17 protein-coding genes are annotated in these 16099 nt (G+C 63.1%); 13 read left to right on the top strand and 4 right to left on the bottom strand.

Features of this window, described 5'->3' with window-relative positions; genetic code table 11:
- Window positions 1-55: 55 nt before the first annotated feature.
- From ACMDCM_RS15635 to ACMDCM_RS15620, 4 genes are all read left to right on the top strand, one after another.
- Complete coding sequence (locus ACMDCM_RS15635) at window positions 56-937, top strand: RluA family pseudouridine synthase (RefSeq protein WP_412774407.1); 882 nt, start codon at window positions 56-58, stop codon at window positions 935-937.
- Window positions 938-1224: 287 nt separating this feature from the next.
- Window positions 1225-2661, top strand: coding sequence for a DEAD/DEAH box helicase (locus ACMDCM_RS15630; protein ID WP_412774406.1), 1437 nt, complete (start codon window positions 1225-1227; stop codon window positions 2659-2661).
- A gap of 25 nt (window positions 2662-2686) precedes the next feature.
- Complete coding sequence (gene infA, locus ACMDCM_RS15625) at window positions 2687-2971, top strand: translation initiation factor IF-1 (protein WP_412774405.1); 285 nt, start codon at window positions 2687-2689, stop codon at window positions 2969-2971.
- Between the two features lie 265 nt (window positions 2972-3236).
- The gene (locus ACMDCM_RS15620) at window positions 3237-3449 is read left to right on the top strand and encodes a cold-shock protein (protein ID WP_002714433.1); all 213 of its coding nucleotides are present in this window, start codon (window positions 3237-3239) and stop codon (window positions 3447-3449) included.
- 111 nt (window positions 3450-3560) lie between these two features.
- On the opposite strand, the gene ACMDCM_RS15615 is transcribed toward ACMDCM_RS15620, so the two are convergent.
- The 3 genes from ACMDCM_RS15615 to ACMDCM_RS15605 all read right to left on the bottom strand — a co-directional run bounded on the left by ACMDCM_RS15615 (window position 3561) and on the right by ACMDCM_RS15605 (window position 5588).
- Window positions 3561-4184: a TadE/TadG family type IV pilus assembly protein gene (locus ACMDCM_RS15615; protein ID WP_412774404.1), complete on the bottom strand. Its 624-nt coding sequence runs from the start codon at window positions 4182-4184 to the stop codon at window positions 3561-3563.
- Window positions 4181-4744, bottom strand: a complete 564-nt coding sequence (locus ACMDCM_RS15610; RefSeq protein WP_412774403.1) for a TadE/TadG family type IV pilus assembly protein — start codon at window positions 4742-4744, stop codon at window positions 4181-4183. The genes ACMDCM_RS15615 and ACMDCM_RS15610 overlap by 4 nt, the downstream gene beginning before the upstream one ends.
- Before the next feature lie 355 nt (window positions 4745-5099).
- Complete coding sequence (locus ACMDCM_RS15605; protein ID WP_412774402.1) at window positions 5100-5588, bottom strand: pilus assembly protein N-terminal domain-containing protein; 489 nt, start codon at window positions 5586-5588, stop codon at window positions 5100-5102.
- 469 nt (window positions 5589-6057) lie between these two features.
- On the opposite strand from ACMDCM_RS15605, the gene ACMDCM_RS15600 reads away from it, so the two are divergent.
- The 9 genes from ACMDCM_RS15600 to ACMDCM_RS15560 all read left to right on the top strand — a co-directional run bounded on the left by ACMDCM_RS15600 (window position 6058) and on the right by ACMDCM_RS15560 (window position 15004).
- The gene (locus ACMDCM_RS15600; RefSeq protein ID WP_412774401.1) at window positions 6058-6255 is read left to right on the top strand and encodes a Flp family type IVb pilin; all 198 of its coding nucleotides are present in this window, start codon (window positions 6058-6060) and stop codon (window positions 6253-6255) included.
- Between the two features lie 341 nt (window positions 6256-6596).
- Window positions 6597-7121, top strand: coding sequence for an A24 family peptidase (locus tag ACMDCM_RS15595; protein WP_412774400.1), 525 nt, complete (start codon window positions 6597-6599; stop codon window positions 7119-7121).
- A 127-nt stretch (window positions 7122-7248) separates the two neighbouring features.
- Window positions 7249-8034 carry a Flp pilus assembly protein CpaB gene (gene cpaB / locus ACMDCM_RS15590; RefSeq protein WP_412774399.1) on the top strand — a complete coding sequence of 262 codons (786 nt, stop codon included), beginning with the start codon at window positions 7249-7251 and terminating at the stop codon, window positions 8032-8034.
- 15 nt (window positions 8035-8049) lie between these two features.
- Window positions 8050-9516, top strand: a complete 1467-nt coding sequence (locus ACMDCM_RS15585) for a type II and III secretion system protein family protein (protein WP_412774398.1) — start codon at window positions 8050-8052, stop codon at window positions 9514-9516.
- 21 nt (window positions 9517-9537) lie between these two features.
- The gene (locus tag ACMDCM_RS15580) at window positions 9538-10278 is read left to right on the top strand and encodes a CpaD family pilus assembly protein (protein ID WP_412774397.1); all 741 of its coding nucleotides are present in this window, start codon (window positions 9538-9540) and stop codon (window positions 10276-10278) included.
- Entirely contained in the window at window positions 10275-11543 is a 1269-nt protein-coding gene (locus ACMDCM_RS15575; protein ID WP_412774396.1) for an AAA family ATPase, read from the top strand. Before ACMDCM_RS15580 ends, ACMDCM_RS15575 begins: the two co-directional genes overlap by 4 nt.
- A 21-nt stretch (window positions 11544-11564) precedes the next feature.
- Window positions 11565-13034: a CpaF family protein gene (locus tag ACMDCM_RS15570; RefSeq protein ID WP_412774395.1), complete on the top strand. Its 1470-nt coding sequence runs from the start codon at window positions 11565-11567 to the stop codon at window positions 13032-13034.
- Window positions 13035-13042: 8 nt separating this feature from the next.
- Window positions 13043-14017: a type II secretion system F family protein gene (locus ACMDCM_RS15565; RefSeq protein WP_412774394.1), complete on the top strand. Its 975-nt coding sequence runs from the start codon at window positions 13043-13045 to the stop codon at window positions 14015-14017.
- 9 nt (window positions 14018-14026) lie between these two features.
- Entirely contained in the window at window positions 14027-15004 is a 978-nt protein-coding gene (locus ACMDCM_RS15560; protein ID WP_412774393.1) for a type II secretion system F family protein, read from the top strand.
- An 81-nt stretch (window positions 15005-15085) separates the two neighbouring features.
- On the opposite strand, the gene ACMDCM_RS15555 is transcribed toward ACMDCM_RS15560, so the two are convergent.
- Complete coding sequence (locus ACMDCM_RS15555) at window positions 15086-15889, bottom strand: tetratricopeptide repeat protein (RefSeq protein ID WP_412774392.1); 804 nt, start codon at window positions 15887-15889, stop codon at window positions 15086-15088.
- Window positions 15890-16099 lie beyond the last annotated feature (210 nt).

Genomic DNA, 16099 nt, shown 5'->3' with positions numbered 1-16099 from the left:
AAAGTGGAGACCGGTTTTCGGATAGGATCATGCCGCAATCAGATTAAAGTGACTTATGGACACCCCACAGCCGACACCGGAGGAAATCCGGGCCCGCGTGCTCCACCGCGACGGGCTGATGCTGGTGATCGACAAGCCGGCCGGCATCCCCGTGCATCGCGGCCCCAAGGGCGGCGCCAATCTCGAAGCCTCGTTCGAGGCGCTGCGGTTCGGCCTGCCGCGGCCGCCGGTGCTTGCCCATCGGCTCGACCGCGACACCTCCGGCTGTCTGGTGCTCGGACGCCATCGCAAGGCGACGGCCTCGCTCGGCCTGTTGTTCAAGCACGGCAGGATTTCGAAAACCTACTGGGCCGTGGTCGAGGGCGGCCCCTCTGACGACGAGGGGACCATCGACATTCCGCTCGGACGACTGAACCATGAACGCGGCTGGTGGCAGAAGCCCGACCCGGACGGGCTGCCGTCGGTGACGAAATGGAGGGTGCTGGGGCGCGGATCGCTAACCACCTCCCCCCTCGTCGAGGAAATCGAACCCGAAGCAATCCGAAGAGCGACGAACTCGAGCCCGACTGAACCCGCAGCTCATCAGCCTCCCCGACCCTCTCCCGCAAGGGGGGAGGGAGCAAGAGTGATGGGAGAGGGAGTTCAATTGACCTGGCTTGCATTGGAGCCGGTCACCGGCCGAACCCATCAACTGCGCGTCCACTGCGCGGCGATGGGCTGGCCGATCACCGGCGATAATATCTACGGAACGCAGGCAAGCTTGCGACGCCAGCGCAACGAACAATACATCCCGCGTGCAGACGAACCCGGCCTGCACCTGCATGCGCGCGAGATCGCGATCCCCCTGTCGAAGACCAAGCCGCCCGTCGTGGTCACCGCGCCCGCGCCCATGCATCTGCACGCGCGGCTCAGGGCGTGCGGGTGGAACGGGGAGTAACGGCACAAAGACCGGACGGAGGCGGCGTGGCGCGGCGTGATTGGCTTGCCGGGAACCTTGGCCAGGCGCAGCCTCGACGATTCACCTTGAATCTGCCGCGTTCCTGTTCCATATGGTGGCGCGACCTCGCGAATAATCGGGTCGCTGCGAGCCGCGTGTTCTGAGCCCGTTCGACGGTTTCTGGCTTGCCCTTAATCTAGCTGATCTCAATCGACGCCCCAAGCACGCGGGTGTCTATAGACACCTTGGCACGCTCCGGCCGACCTCGCCGGGCGTCCAGCCGCATAATGGAAAGAAACAACCTTTTGCCCTCCTTTCAGGATTTCGGCCTTGCCGATCCCATCGCGCGTGCGCTCGTTGAAGAGAAATATCTGACGCCCACGCCCATCCAGGCTCAAACCATTCCTCTTGCCCTTGCCGGACGCGACATCGTCGGAATTGCCCAGACCGGCACCGGAAAGACCGCGTCGTTCGCTCTTCCGATCCTGCATCGCCTGCTGCAGAACCGCATCAAGCCGCAGCCCAAAAGCTGCCGGGTGCTGGTGCTCAGCCCCACGCGCGAACTGTCGGGCCAGATCCTCGACAGCTTCAACGCTTACGGCCGCCACCTGCGCCTGACCTCGGCGCTCGCGATCGGCGGCGTTCCGATGGGACGTCAGGTCCGCTCGGTGATGCAAGGCGTCGAGGTGATGGTCGCGACGCCTGGCCGCCTGCTCGATCTCGTTCAAAGCAACGGGCTCAGGCTCGGCCAGGTCGAATTTCTCGTGCTGGACGAAGCCGACCGCATGCTCGACATGGGCTTCATCCGCGACATCCGCAAAGTCGTCGCCAAGCTTCCGGTCAAGAGGCAGACGCTGTTTTTCTCGGCCACCATGCCGAAGGACATCGCCGAACTCGCCGAACAGATGCTGCGCGATCCGGCGCGCGTCGCGGTGACGCCGGTCGCCTCCACCGTCGACCGCATCGCCCAGCGCATCATCCAGGTCGATCACGCCGGCAAGCCGGCGTTTCTGGCCCAGCTCCTGAAGCAGGAGCCGGTCAACCGCGCGCTGATCTTCACGCGCACCAAGCACGGCGCCGACAAGGTGGTGAAGAGCCTCGCCAAGGCCGGCATCAGGTCCGATGCGATCCACGGCAACAAATCGCAAAACCACCGCGAGCGCGTGCTGGCGGCGTTCCGGACCGGAGAGATCCGCACGCTGGTTGCGACCGACATCGCGGCGCGCGGCATCGATGTCGACGGGATCAGCCACGTCGTCAACTTCGACCTTCCGAACGTTCCCGAGACCTATGTCCATCGCATCGGCCGCACCGCGCGGGCGGGCGCCGACGGCGCGGCGATCTCGCTGGTCGCCGGCGCCGAGGAAATGGCCTATCTCCGCGATATCGAAAAATTGATCCGCGTGGCGTTGCCGAGAGAAGATCGCCGGACGCCGGGGCAGCGCGAGGCGGCGCCAGCCCGCCAGCAGCATCGCGCCGGACGTCCCGCGCCCCGTGGTCACGCGACCAGGACCGGCGATGCCGCGCCCGGCGCGAAAGGTCCGCGCCGCCGCGGCCGTCACGGCGACGGCGCGCCGCAAACGAGCCGGCCGGACACCGTCCGGCATGAGTCCGCCCGGCCTTCGCGAGGCGGCAAGCCCGACGGGATGCAGGGCGTCGCCTTCCTGCACCGGGAAAGCCGCCCCGCGCGCTCGAAATCCAACCCACGTCCTCAACGCTCATAAAACGCCACCCGATCCGGAGACCCCCATGGCGAAAGAAGAACTGATCCAGTTCGAAGGACTGGTCACCGAAATCCTCCCCGACGCCCGCTATCGGGTGCAGCTCGATGCCGGACACGAAATCGTCGCCTATACCGCCGGCAAGATGAAAAAAAACCGGATCAAGACGCTCGCCGGCGATCGCGTCACCATCGAGATGTCCCCCTACGATCTCGAAAAGGGCCGCCTGATCTTCCGGCACAAGGATGAGCGCCCCGGCGGCGGCGCGCCGCGTGGAGCGCCGCCCCGAGGAGGCCAGTTCCGCCGCAGATAATCGTGTCGAGTGTGGAAGACACGCCGATATCAGGACAAAAGCGTCCTCGGCCGCGCCGGCAATTCCGCAAACCTCAAAAAATCGTGCACGTCAGGATTGTTTTGGAGCCGGGGTTCGAATAATATAGAAACAGCGATTTTCGGCCGGACGACATTAGCTACCACCGGTACAGCCGGTTTAGACACTGACGACCCTTCCAAAAATCCAAACTCACCAGCCCGCCGAAAGCGGGCTTCGATAGACGTACTTGATAAAGGGACTACCCGTGAGCATGGGAACCGTGAAGTGGTTTAACGCGACCAAAGGTTACGGCTTCATTCAACCCGACGATGGCGGCAACGACGTGTTCGTTCACATCAGCGCGGTTGAACGCGCCGGACTCGGGACGCTGCGTGAAGGACAGAAGATCAGCTACGAGATCGTCGCTGACCGCCGCTCTGGAAAATCATCAGCCGACAATCTACGCGCCGCCGGCTAGACAGCATGCGCGCCCCAGGGCGTGATCGAGATCGAAAAGATCAGATCGAGAAAAAGGCCGCGCTTTGAGTGCGGCCTTTTTTATGCTGATTTCGGAAGTGTTCGCGTAACTTCAATTCGTCGGGCAAGAAGGAAAAGGGGTGCCGGCGGCCGGCGTGGGATAGATGACGCAGGTCGACTGACGCGGCCGCGTATAGGTGGTGTCGCTCAGTGTCACGCCGGCCTTCGACACGACGTAACCGATGCCCGGCTGGTAGAGGTAGCTGACCTCGCTGAAGATCAGGTACTGACCGGGAAGCGTCTTTTCCGACGAATCCTTGCCGATGAGCCCCGAGGGGATATCGACCGGCGTTCCCGGGTCCCGCGGCGCCGTGCCCTTGCTCCATTGCACCCGCGCCACCGACGTCGCCGGATCGATGTACAGTTCGGAAATCGTGGCCCGGACCGGCGCCGAGGGGTATGGCCACATGATGCCGTAACTCGCGGCGAAGAAGTTCGCGATGTCCGTGTCGCCCACCGCCTTCGACTGTGACGTCAGATCGGACAGCGTCCGCGCGACCAGCGTGACCTTGCGATCGATGGCGACGCCGGTCGAGACCTCGACCGTCCCGAGGAACATCACCAGCATCAGCGGCACGATCATGGCAAACTCGGTGGCCGCCAAACCGCGCGCGTCGCTGCGCAATTCACTCGCAGCGTGCCGCAAGCGCCGATAGGTTGTGAACACAAATCTCACGGGCACCCCCCGTTAAAGGGCTCGTTCTTGAAGGCGGCCGTCGCCGACAGCAATCGCTCGCCGCCGCTCAGATTTGCAATGTTGTATCCGAGACGGGTCACGAACAGCGGCCATTGATAGAACAGCCGCATGACGACGATGGCGCAAGGTCCCCCCGGGCTATATTGCGTACGGTCGACGAAATTCCCGTCCGTGATCGGATCGTCGATCGTCACGCTCCCGAATCCGGAAGGATAGTTCTGGACATCGACGTAGATGCCGCTCGTACAGTTGAACAGGACGCTCACGTTCGGACAGACGACATTTTTCTTGAAGCCCTGCTTGTCGTAATCGGCGACCTGCGCTTGGCCGGTCATGATCGTGCGCGCCGAGTCCTGCACCGCGGTCTCCAGGCTCTGGCTCGCAAAGAACACCAGTCCCGTTTCGATGATCGCAAACAGCAATGCGAAGAACAGCGGTGCGACGAGGGCGAATTCCACCGCCGCAGACGCACTTTGGTTGCGGCGAAGACGATTGGCCGCCCTTGCTGCTGCGGTCTTGAGACGGAAGAACGGCGACATCGTAGAATCCTTGCACACGGCGGGATTTATTTACCGTCAAGGACCGGTGTGGCGGCTCGGACGTTCGCTCGATCTCCTGCAAGCTCCTTAAGCGAACGTCCGGACCAAAACCACACCAGAACTATAAGGTTGCTGGTGTCCTCTGATTTCCGGAGTTCGCATCAATGGAGGCTGCAAGGATATGCGAACTCCGGAAAACGGGACGCTAGCCGAAACTAATTGTGGAAGTGTTTCGCCCGATAGAAGCAAAATGCCCCTGGCCGTATACGCAATATTGACCACTCTCGGATGGGACCGGGCAGCGCAATTGCGGGGACGCGCGCCGGCGCGTGTTGCCGACCGTCGACCGGATTTATTATTTTGAGGACGTTCCGCTGGCCTGCGAACTCAGATTATTGGCCTGATCCATCGCGGCCTTGAAGTAGCCTGGGCTGTCCCCGAGGGTGACCCGCTTCTGACAAACCGGCATGCAGCTATACGACTCGCGCTCCACGCCGCGATAGACCGTCACGACCTGATCGCTCGGTCCCTCGACCTGAATGACGCGATCCACGAGGATGCTTCCGGCGCGATCCATCGCAATCACGTTGGTTGCGCCGTAGCCCTTTCCGGTCACGACCACGAGACCGCCGGGCTGCAGGGTGACATCGGCAATCAGCGGATTGCCGACCACGATCGTCGCGACATGACCCGGCAGCTTGACCAGTTTCGCCTGGTCCACATTGACCGAGATCGGATCAGTCACTTCGGCGAGAGTCGCCGCCGGACCAAGCAAAACCGCGGCTGCAAGCGACAGGCCGAGGACCGGAGCACGCGAATGGCCGAACAGGGACTTGAACCACATACTCTACTCCGGAGCGAATACGAGCCGGCAAACCGAGAACGATGCCGCCGGCGTCTGACATGGCAAATCTGCCGTTAATTGATGAACGAACTGCAAACGCGCTTGCCTGGGAGCCACCGCCGCGGACAGGGAGAGCGGGCGCCACGCGCAATCCGCGTCTTCACCCCTGCCAAAGACCGATACGCAAGGAGACGCGAATGCGGCCTGGATCAACGCGAGGAATTGTTCGCTCCCGAACCGGAGCGGAAGACATTCGAGCAGGGCGGTATCCGTGTCGAATGCATTTTTATCAATCTTCCTTAAATCTAAATTCACCGTGCCAAAGAAACGCCCGTTGCGACTGGGTTTATGCAACCGAATTAACCGCGCTGCAATTCCTGCTGTCTATGGTGGCGCCATGGTCGCGGTGCTGAGAACGCCGTTGGGACCAGGTGCATTTCGACAGCCATATGAACACAGGGAGTTTTCTATGAAGAATCTGGTCAAGCGTTTCGCCAGGGACGAGTCCGGCGCGACCGCGATCGAATACGGCCTGATCGCCGCCGGAATCTCCGTCGCGATCATCGTCGCCGTCCAGACGCTCGGCGGCACGCTGAACGGCGTATTCGCGGATGTGAACACCAAGCTGGGTGGCAGCACCGGCGGTGGCAGCACCACCTCCCCCTAATCGTCAGCTTTCGTTTCGCCACGAAAGGGTCCCGGCAACCCGGGACCCTTTTTTCTTCTTCGCTTCCGCCGCACCGAACCGAGACGACAATTCGAGTGAACCGCAATTCGAGTGGACCACAATGGCTCCGTTGAAGTTCGCCCGTCCAGGACTGTTCCCCTCGCCTGAGCGCGAGCGGACACGACAGGTTCTCCAGACCGTCTGCATGGCGCTCGCGCTGGCCTCAGCCGTCCTCCTGATCCGGGCCGTCAGCGTCTTGTGAAGCGTCGCGCGCATTTCGCGATTGTTCACTGTTCGTCGGTTAGCTTTCCGCGCCAAGAATCCGCGACACGGGCAGCACCATGATCCTCGACCTCCTCCGGCTTCTGTTGTTTCCGGCCCTGATGGCATTCGCCGCCTCCAGCGATCTCCTGACCATGACGATCTCCAACCGCGTATCGCTGCTGCTGATCGCCGGTTTCCTCGCGCTCGCGCTCGCCTCCGGCATGGGCCCGACCGAGATCGGTCTGCATATCGCGGCCGGCGCCATCGTGCTGGCGCTGTCGTTTACCTGCTTTGCCATGGGCTGGGTCGGCGGCGGCGACGCCAAGGTGGCCGCCGCCGCCGCATTGTGGTTCGGGTTCAGTTTCCTGCTGCCTTATCTGCTCATCGCCTCCGTGTTCGGCGGCGCCCTGACGTTGCTGCTGCTTCAGTTCCGGCAATGGCCGCTTCCGGCCAGGCTTTACGGTCAGCCGTGGCTGATGCGGCTGCACAGTAGTGAGAGCGGAATTCCCTACGGGATCGCGCTCGCGCTCGGCGCGCTGCTGATCTATCCGGAGACCGAGTGGATCCGGGCTGTCGACCTGGCGCGCTTTGCGCTTCACTGACCTCGCGCAAGCAAGGTCTCGTTAACGCGATTTAGATACGCCTCATTAACCATGCTTTGACGAATAAATGCTCAACTCCCGGTACGGGCGGCGCAAGCGTCGCACCGTCATTGGGAAAGCGAAGCGCATGAACACCGCACGCATTGTCGTCCTGGCCATCGCCGTCGGCGCCGGCGGCCTCGCCGCCTATCTCGCGAGCGGATCCGACAGCAAGAAACCGCACCCCGCTCAAACCGCGCAACTCAAAACCGTGGACGTTCTGGTCGCGAAGTCGGACATCCAGCTCGGCCAGGCGGTGACCGCGAACGACGTGGCATGGCAGGCGTGGCCTGCGAATTCCGCCAGCAACAGCTTCATCCGCCGCGATCAGCATCCCAATGCGACCGCGGAACTGGCGGGATCGATCGCCCGCTCGCCCTTCATCGCGGGGGAGCCGATTCGCGAACCCAAGCTCGTCAGTGCGAAGGGGTCCGGCTTCATGGCCGCGATCCTGCCGACGGGCATGCGGGCCATCTCGACCGAGATTTCGCCTGAAACGGGCGCCGGCGGCTTTATTCTCCCCAACGACCGCGTCGACGTGATCCTCTCGAAACGAGAGAAAAACGCGGACCATTCAAGCGCGGACTCCGTCAATTCGGAGATCATTCTCGGCAACGTGCGGGTTCTCGCGATCGACCAGACCATCGCGGAGAAGAACGGTCAGAAGGTCGTGGTCGGCAAGACCGCGACGCTCGAACTGAAGCCGGAGCAGGCGGAGACGCTGGCGCGGTCCCGCCAGATGGGAACCCTGTCGCTGGCGCTGCGCAGCCTCGCCGACGCCAACGCCCCGGAAAGCAGCAACGACGACCAGAAGCGCGACAACGTCAATGTCGTTCGTTACGGCGTTCGAACCCAGACCACCGTACAGAGGTAATCAAGGACGCCTGTCATGAAGTGGACGACCAATCCGACACCGTTCCAGGCCCTTGTGACGCGGTCCCTCTCGTTTGCGGCGGTCGCGGCCTTCACGCTGAATCCGGCGATGATGCCGGTGTTCGCCAGCGATTACCGCGTGCCCGCCGCAACGAAGGGCTCAAACATGCACGCGCAACCTCTCTCGCTCGGCATCGGAAAGTCCGTGGTGGTGGACCTGCCCCGTGACGTCAAGGACGTCCTGGTCGCCGACCCCAAGATCGCAAACGCCGTGGTGAGGTCGGCGCAGCGCGCCTACATCATCGGCGCGGCGGTCGGTCAGACCAACATCATATTCTTTGACAGCAACGGCCAGCAGATTTCGGCCTACGACATCGCGGTCACGCGCGACCTCAACGGCTTGCGCGCCGCGCTCAAACAACTCCTGCCGGACGCCGCGATCAAGGTCGACGGCCTGGGCGACGGAGTCATGCTTTCGGGCTGGGCCCAGAACCCCGTGGAAGCCCAGCAGGCGGCCGATCTCGCCGCACGCCTCGCCGGCGATCCGAAAAAGGTTGTCAATAATATCGCCGTGCGCGGCCGCGACCAGGTCATGCTGAAAGTGGTCGTCGCGGAGGTGCAGCGCGACATCGTCAAGCAGCTCGGCATCGATTTGAGCGCCAACATGAGCTACGGCACCGCCGTCGTGAATTTCAACAACTCCAATCCGTTCACCGCGAACGGATCGGCGCTGGTGCCGGGAAACAGCGCGATAGGCGGCTTCGGCAAAAGCGGGACTCCGGGCGTCCCCAGCGTTCAGGCGACGCTGCGCGCGATGGAAAACTCAGGCGTCGTCCGCACGCTCGCCGAACCCAGCCTGACCGCAATCTCGGGCGAATCGGCGAATTTCCTCGCCGGCGGCGAATTTCCCGTCCCCGGCCTGCCGAGTTGCACGGGCACCGGCCCGGTGCAGACCTGTACGCAGACGATCCAGTTCAAAAAATTCGGTATCTCGCTCGGATTCACGCCGATCGTCTTGAGCGGAGGCAGGATCAGCCTGCACGTCGCAACCGAAGTATCGGAGCTTTCTCAGGAGGGCTCCTATAGCGTCGGCGGCACGACGATCCCCTCGCTGAAGACCCGCCGCGCCGATACCACGCTCGAGATTCCATCCGGCGGCTCGATGGTGATGGCCGGCCTCATCAAGCAGCAGACCAAGCAGTCCATCAGCGGCATGCCGGGAGTATCCCAGATCCCGGTGCTGGGAACGTTGTTCCGCAGCCGCGACTACGTCAACAACAACACCGAGTTGATGATCCTCGTAACGCCCTATGTCGTGCGCGCCGTCGCGCAGAAGGATCTTTCGCGACCCGACGACGGCTTCACCGATGCATCGGATCCGCAATCCGACCTGCTGGGCAGCATCAATCGCATCTACGGCGCTCCGGGCCGTGTCGAACCCGCGCGTCAGTATCGCGGCACCTATGGCTTCATCACCGACTGAGGCGGGGCAAGGAACAAAACGATGACATCCGAAGATTCCGCCGAACGCTGCCGCAGGCTTCGCATAGCTGTCCTCGTCGCCGGCCTCGCCGGCGCGCTGGGGGCCTGTACGCATACGAGCCAGGAGAACACCACCGCGAGCATTCCGGACGATTATCGCTTGCGGCACCCCATCGCGATTCAGGAAGCCGATCGAACCGTCAATATCTTCGTCGGCGATACGCGTGGCGGCCTGTCGGCATCGCAGCGCGCCGATGTCGTCGGGCTTGCGAGCGTCTGGCTCCGCGAGGGAACCGGCGCCATCGTCGCTGAAGTTCCGACCGGCACCAGCAATGCGAGGGCCACCGCCGATTCATTCAGGGAGGTGCGCTCGCTGCTGGCCGCCGCCGGCGTGCCGCCGCGCGGGATTATCGTCCGGCATTACCGGCCCGCCGACCCGCGCCTGTTCGCGACCATTCGCCTGACCTATCCGCGAATCGCGGCCGTGGCCGGCCCCTGCGGGGTCTGGCCCGAAGACCTCGGCCCCTCGATCAAGAACAAAGGCTATCTCGACAACAAGCCGTACTGGAATTTCGGGTGCGCAAGCCAGCGCAATCTTGCTGCAATGGTCGATAACCCCTCTGACCTCGTCCAACCGCGCCCGGAAACGCCGGCCTATACTCCCCGCCGGACCTACGCACTCGACAAGTACCGACAGGGTCAATCGTCAGCCACCGTCTATCCGGACGCGGACAAGAACAAAATCAGCAGTGTGGGACAATGATCAGTTACACTCGCCAGGACGCAGAAGAGCCATCCGCCGTTCCTCCGCCGGGGGCCGACGAACATGTCGCGCCGGCGCCGCGCGTATCGGTGCAGGCCTTTTGCGAGACGATGGAAACGGCCACGGTCGTGCAGTCGGCCGCCGAGGATCGCCGGCTGGCCAAGGCCCATCTCAAGATTCAGATGGGCGGCATGGCCGCCGCCGTAGAGGCTTACCGCTCGGCGCCGACACCGAACGTCATCATCCTCGAAGCCGAACAGCGCGGCGACATCCTGGCCGCGCTCGACCAGCTTGCAACCGTCTGCGACGCCGGCACCCGCGTCGTCGTCATCGGCCGCGTCAACGACGTCACGCTGTATCGCGAGTTGGTCAAGCGCGGCGTCAGCGATTACGTCATGGCGCCGGTCACGGCAATCGCCGTCGTGCGCTCGGTTTGCGGGCTGTTTTCGACCCCTGAAGCGAAGGCGGTCGGCCGCGTCATCGCCGTCGCCGGCGCCAAGGGCGGCGTCGGCGCTTCGACGATCGCCCATAATGTCGCCTGGGCGATCGCGCGCGACCTGGCGCTTGATTCGGTCGTCGCCGACCTCGATCTCGCCTTCGGCACGGCCGGGCTTGATTTCAATCAGGACCCGCCTCAAGGCATCGCCGACGCCGTCTTTTCGCCGGATCGCATCGACACCGCGTTCGTCGACCGCCTGCTGTCGCGATGCACCGACCATCTCAGCCTGCTGGCCGCGCCGGCGACGCTGGACCGGGTCTATGACTTCGGGACCGAGGCGTTCGACTCGATTCTCGATACCCTGAGGACCACGATGCCCTGCATCGTACTCGACATCCCGCATCAATGGTCCGGCTGGACCAAGCGGGCCTTGATCGGCGCGGATGACATCCTCATCGTCGCGACGCCGGACCTCGCCAATCTTCGCAACACCAAGAATCTGTTCGATCTGCTCAAGCTGGCGCGGCCGAACGACCGGCCTCCGCTCTATTGCCTCAATCAGGTCGGGGTTCCGAAACGGCCCGAGATCAGCCCCAACGAATTCGCAAAGGCCATTGAAAGCCAGCCGATCGTCAGCATCCCGTTCGATCCGCAGATGTTCGGGTCGGCCGCGAACAACGGCCAGATGATCGCTGAAATCGCGGCGAGCCACCGCACCACGGAAATGTTCTTGCAGATCGCGCAGCGCCTGACCGGCCGCGGCGGGGCCAAGAAGCCGCGGAAATCGCTTCTGCCTCCATTCATCGAGAAGTTGCGGGCAAGATAAGTCATCGCGTGGAGTACTGTCGTGTTTGGCAAGCGTAGCGGACCGGAGAACGAGGGCCGAAAGCCGGGAGGTCTGACCCTGGAGGCCATGCCGGCCGGCCAGAATGCGCGGGCGCCCGCAGAGATTGCTTCGCCGATCGTCGCCTCGCCGTCGCTGGCGCCGACCCGGCCTGCGCCGCCGGCGCCGACCATCGATTCCCGCCGGTCCGATACCTATTATCAGGTCAAGGCAACGATCTTCGGCGCCCTGATCGAGGCGATCGACCTCGCCCAGCTCGCCAAGCTGGACAGCGAATCCGCGCGCGAGGAAATCCGCGACATCGTCAACGAGATCATCGCGATCAAGAATATCGTGATGTCGATCGCCGAGCAGGAAGAGCTGCTCGACGACATCTGCAACGACGTCCTCGGCTACGGTCCGCTTGAACCTCTGCTGTCGCGCGACGACATCGCTGACATCATGGTCAACGGCGCCGGCACGGTCTTCATCGAAGTCGCCGGAAAGATCCAGCGGACCGGAATCCGCTTCCGCGACAACCAGCAACTGCTCAACATCTGCCAGCGGATCGTCAGCCAGGTCGGCCGCCGGGTCGACGAATCCTCGCCGATATGCGACGCGCGGCTCGCCGACGGCTCCCGCGTCAACGCCATCGTTCCGCCGCTCGCGATCGACGGACCCGCGCTGACGATCCGGAAATTCAAGAAAGACAAGCTGACTCTCGATCAACTGGTGAAGTTCGGCGCCATTACGCCGGAAGGCGGCACCATCCTGCAGATCATCGGGCGCTGCCGCGCCAATGTGCTGATCTCGGGCGGCACCGGCTCCGGCAAGACGACGCTATTGAATTGCCTCACGAACTATATCGATCACGACGAGCGCATCATCACCTGCGAAGACGCTGCCGAACTCCAGTTGCAGCAGCCGCACGTCGTCAGGCTCGAAACCCGTCCGCCCAACATCGAAGGCGAGGGTCAGGTGACGATGCGCGAGCTGGTCCGCAACTGCCTGCGCATGCGCCCCGAACGCATCATCGTCGGCGAGGTTCGCGGACCCGAGGCATTCGACCTGCTGCAGGCCATGAACACCGGTCATGACGGCTCGATGGGAACGCTGCATGCCAACAACCCGCGCGAGGCGCTGTCACGCTGCGAGTCGATGATCACGATGGGCGGCTTCGCGTTGCCTTCGCGCACCATTCGCGAAATGATCTGCGCTTCGATCGATATCATCATCCAGGCTGCCCGTCTTCGCGACGGCTCGCGGCGCATCACTCACATCACCGAGTTGATGGGGATGGAAGGCGACACCATCATTACCCAGGATATCTTCGTCTACGATCTGCTTGGCGAGGACGCCAACGGAAAGGTGATCGGTCGGCACCGTTCGACGGGAATCGGCCGTCCGCGGTTCTGGGAACGCGCGCGATATTACAATGAAGAAAAGCGGCTCGCGGCAGCGCTGGATGCGGCGGAAGTCAAGATCGATATCTGAGGACGCCCATGAACTTGCAGACCCTCGCACTGGCATTCATGGCTGCGACCGCGGTGGGCGGCATCGCATGGGTATTTCTGTATCCGGCGATGTCCGGAGAGGCAAAGGCGGAGAAGCGCCGTGCCGCGTTCGCGCGGACTGCGCCGGCGGTCCGCCAGATCGACCGGGCCCAGCGCTCGCGGCGCGAACAGATCGAGGGATCGCTGCGGGAAATCGAGCAGCGCAACAGGCGCGACAGCAAGATCACGCTCAACAACCGGATCGCCCAGGCGGGCCTGTCCTGGTCGAAGGAGAAATTCCTGATCGTCTCCGGCATTTTGGCGGCGGTCTGTTTTGCGGTTCCGCTCATGCTCGACGCCGGGCCTATCGCCGCCATCGGGCTTGCCTTCGCGGCGGGCTTCGGTTTGCCGCGCTGGCTGCTGGGCTTCCTCAAAACGCGTCGCGAGAAGGCCTTTCTGCGCGCGCTTCCGGATGCGGTGGATGTAATCGTACGCGGCATCAAGGCCGGCCTGCCTCTGTTCGAATCCCTCAAGGTCGTCGCGGCCGACTCGCCGGAGCCGTTGAAAAGCGAATTTGCGGCGATCATCGAGACGCAAGCGATCGGCATGCCGCTCGGCGACGCCTGTTCCCGGCTGTACGAGCGGATGCCGCTACCCGAAGCGAACTTCTTCGGCATCGTTGTCGCGATCCAGCAGAAATCCGGCGGCAATCTGTCCGAGGCTCTCGGCAATCTGTCCAAGGTGCTGCGCGACCGCAAGAAGATGGCCGAAAAGATCCAGGCCATGTCGATGGAAGCAAAAGCGTCGGCCACCATCATCGGCGCGCTGCCTCCGGTCGTCATGCTGCTGGTCTATCTGACCACGCCGGATTACATCGCGCTGCTGTGGACCCATCCTACCGGGCGGCTGATGCTGGCCGGCTGCGTCATATGGATGTCGGCCGGCATCTTCGTGATGAAGAAAATGATCAATTTCGACTTCTGACGGTGCAACATGCTCGACCTTCTGATCGAAAAAATTCACGATCCCCGGTTCATGACGATGGTTCTCGCCGCCATTGCCGCCAGCGCGACTGCCTACACGCTGATTACGCCGTTCTTCGCGGCGGAGGGCCTCGCCAAGCGGATGAAGGCGGTCGCCAGCGAGCGCGAGCGCATCAGGCAGCGCGAGCGCGAGCGTCTCGCGAAATCCGAAAAGGTCTCGTTACGTCAAGCTCCAAAGCAACTCGTCTCGAGGGTCGTGGAAGATCTCAATCTCGGAAAGTGGGTGGCTCAGGAGGCCGCGCGCGAGAAGCTCGTCATGGCGGGGTATCGCGGTCAGGCTCCCTACATCACCTTCCTGTTCTTCCGCATGGTCACCCCGATCGTGATGCTGATGGGGGCCGCCGGCTACGTTTTTCTGTTATCGGGCATGCAGCATTCCATGCCGCTCAAGGTGGGCATCTGCATCGGCGCCGCGTTCCTCGGCCTGCAAGCACCGATGCTGTTTCTGAAGAACGCCATTGCCAAGCGCCAGCTCTCGATCAAGCGAGCCTTTCCGGACGCGCTCGATCTGCTGCTGATCTGCATCGAATCCGGCATGTCCATCGAAGTCGCGTTTCGCAGGGTCAGCACGGAAATCGGGTCCCAGTCGGTCGCTCTGGCCGAGGAGTTCACGCTGACCACGGCCGAGCTGTCCTATCTTCAGGACCGCAAGGTCGCCTATGAGAACCTGGCGAAACGCACCGGGGTCGAAGGCGTGAAGTCCGTGTGCCTCGCGCTCCAGCAGTCGGAACGATACGGCACTCCGCTCTCCCAGAGCCTTCGCGTGATGGCTCAGGAAAACCGCGACATGCGCATGTCCGAAGCCGAGAAGAAGGCGGCCGCCCTGCCGCCCAAGCTGACGGTCCCGATGATCGTGTTCTTTTTGCCCGTATTGTTCGTGGTCATTCTCGGACCGACCGGCATCAAGGTCGCGGCCCAGATGCATTGAGGCCTGCAATCGGCCCGCCGGGGAATCCGCCAGGCCGGTCGCTCCCCGCCACGAACCGCGTTCAGGCTTTTCTCCAGGTCTTCACGACCTGCTGGAATGCGGGCCGAGAGCATCACCCGCGCCGGCGCGCGCATTGCCGCCGCGCCCCAGCATCTGCTTGAGATAGGCGACGTTGGCTTCGGCCTCGTCGGCGGGCAGATCGGCCTTCACGATGCTCTCAGCCTCGTCGAACCGGCCCTGCAGGCCGACGACAAGCGCCAGATTCTGCCGGATCCGGCTGTCGGACCGAGCGCCGGCATAAGCGCGGCGCAGTACCTCCTCGGCTTTTGCAAGGTCCTTGGTCAGGACATAGGACATGCCCAGATTGGACAGCACCGACGGCTCGTTCGGCATGAGCCTGAGTGCGCTCGCATAATAGCGGCGCGCTTCGTCGTGACGGCCGAGCTTGTCGAGCGTGGTTCCCTGCACCGAGAGAATCCGCCAGTCCGGATTTGCCGGCGTGTGCGCCCGGCTGAGCACATCGAATGCCTCCTGTGACTGACCGTTATCGGCCAGCGCCCGCCCCCAGCCGGCGAGCACCGCCTTGTTGCCAGGATTGAGGATCGCGGCGCGCTCAAGCACCGCGACGGCCTGGGCACGTTGCCCGATGGCGCGCAACGCCTGTCCGTATTTCAAGGCGACGTCGGGATCGCGGGGATTGGCGCGAAATCGCTCGCCATAGATTTCCACAGCGCGATGAGGATCGGATTCAAGATTTGCCTTCACGCCCAGCGAGCCGGTGATATCGGACATGCCCGTGGTTTGACAACCGCCGAGGCCGATCGCCAGCAGCGCCGTCACAGCGGCGGATGCGAGAAGCCTGGCGAGACAAGATTGCTGACGCATGGCACTTTGACTCACAATTCGCGGGCTGATCGGAAAGCCGGACGATTTCAGCAATAGACTGTTAACCCTAACGTCTGGTTAACTACGCCGACCGACGCCCGCGCGCCTGAAGTCTCTCACCGTTTCACGGAAACGGCGAAAGACTCCAGATGCTTGATTTGACGCATTTTCTTCACGCGAACCGGATTCCACTTCGCGCGAAAATGCTAT

Origin of the sequence: Nitrobacter sp., assembly GCF_047149785.1 — a bacterium.
Lineage (GTDB): Bacteria > Pseudomonadota > Alphaproteobacteria > Rhizobiales > Xanthobacteraceae > Nitrobacter.
Note: the sequence above shows the minus strand (reverse complement) of the source record. Positions and strands in the feature narration are given on the sequence as shown.

Excerpts from the sequence above, each read along its gene's own strand:
- ACMDCM_RS15635 (WP_412774407.1), top strand. The coding sequence starts at position 56 with ATGGACACCCCACAGCCGACACCGGAGGAAATCCGGGCCCGCGTGCTC.
- ACMDCM_RS15630 (WP_412774406.1), top strand. The coding sequence starts at position 1,225 with ATGGAAAGAAACAACCTTTTGCCCTCCTTTCAGGATTTCGGCCTTGCC.
- infA (WP_412774405.1), top strand. The coding sequence starts at position 2,687 with ATGGCGAAAGAAGAACTGATCCAGTTCGAAGGACTGGTCACCGAAATC.
- ACMDCM_RS15610 (WP_412774403.1), bottom strand. The coding sequence starts at position 4,744 with ATGTCGCCGTTCTTCCGTCTCAAGACCGCAGCAGCAAGGGCGGCCAAT.
- ACMDCM_RS15605 (WP_412774402.1), bottom strand. The coding sequence starts at position 5,588 with ATGTGGTTCAAGTCCCTGTTCGGCCATTCGCGTGCTCCGGTCCTCGGC.
- ACMDCM_RS15600 (WP_412774401.1), top strand. The coding sequence starts at position 6,058 with ATGAAGAATCTGGTCAAGCGTTTCGCCAGGGACGAGTCCGGCGCGACC.
- ACMDCM_RS15595 (WP_412774400.1), top strand. The coding sequence starts at position 6,597 with ATGATCCTCGACCTCCTCCGGCTTCTGTTGTTTCCGGCCCTGATGGCA.
- cpaB (WP_412774399.1), top strand. The coding sequence starts at position 7,249 with ATGAACACCGCACGCATTGTCGTCCTGGCCATCGCCGTCGGCGCCGGC.
- ACMDCM_RS15585 (WP_412774398.1), top strand. The coding sequence starts at position 8,050 with ATGAAGTGGACGACCAATCCGACACCGTTCCAGGCCCTTGTGACGCGG.
- ACMDCM_RS15580 (WP_412774397.1), top strand. The coding sequence starts at position 9,538 with ATGACATCCGAAGATTCCGCCGAACGCTGCCGCAGGCTTCGCATAGCT.
- ACMDCM_RS15575 (WP_412774396.1), top strand. The coding sequence starts at position 10,275 with ATGATCAGTTACACTCGCCAGGACGCAGAAGAGCCATCCGCCGTTCCT.
- ACMDCM_RS15565 (WP_412774394.1), top strand. The coding sequence starts at position 13,043 with ATGAACTTGCAGACCCTCGCACTGGCATTCATGGCTGCGACCGCGGTG.
- ACMDCM_RS15560 (WP_412774393.1), top strand. The coding sequence starts at position 14,027 with ATGCTCGACCTTCTGATCGAAAAAATTCACGATCCCCGGTTCATGACG.
- ACMDCM_RS15555 (WP_412774392.1), bottom strand. The coding sequence starts at position 15,889 with ATGCGTCAGCAATCTTGTCTCGCCAGGCTTCTCGCATCCGCCGCTGTG.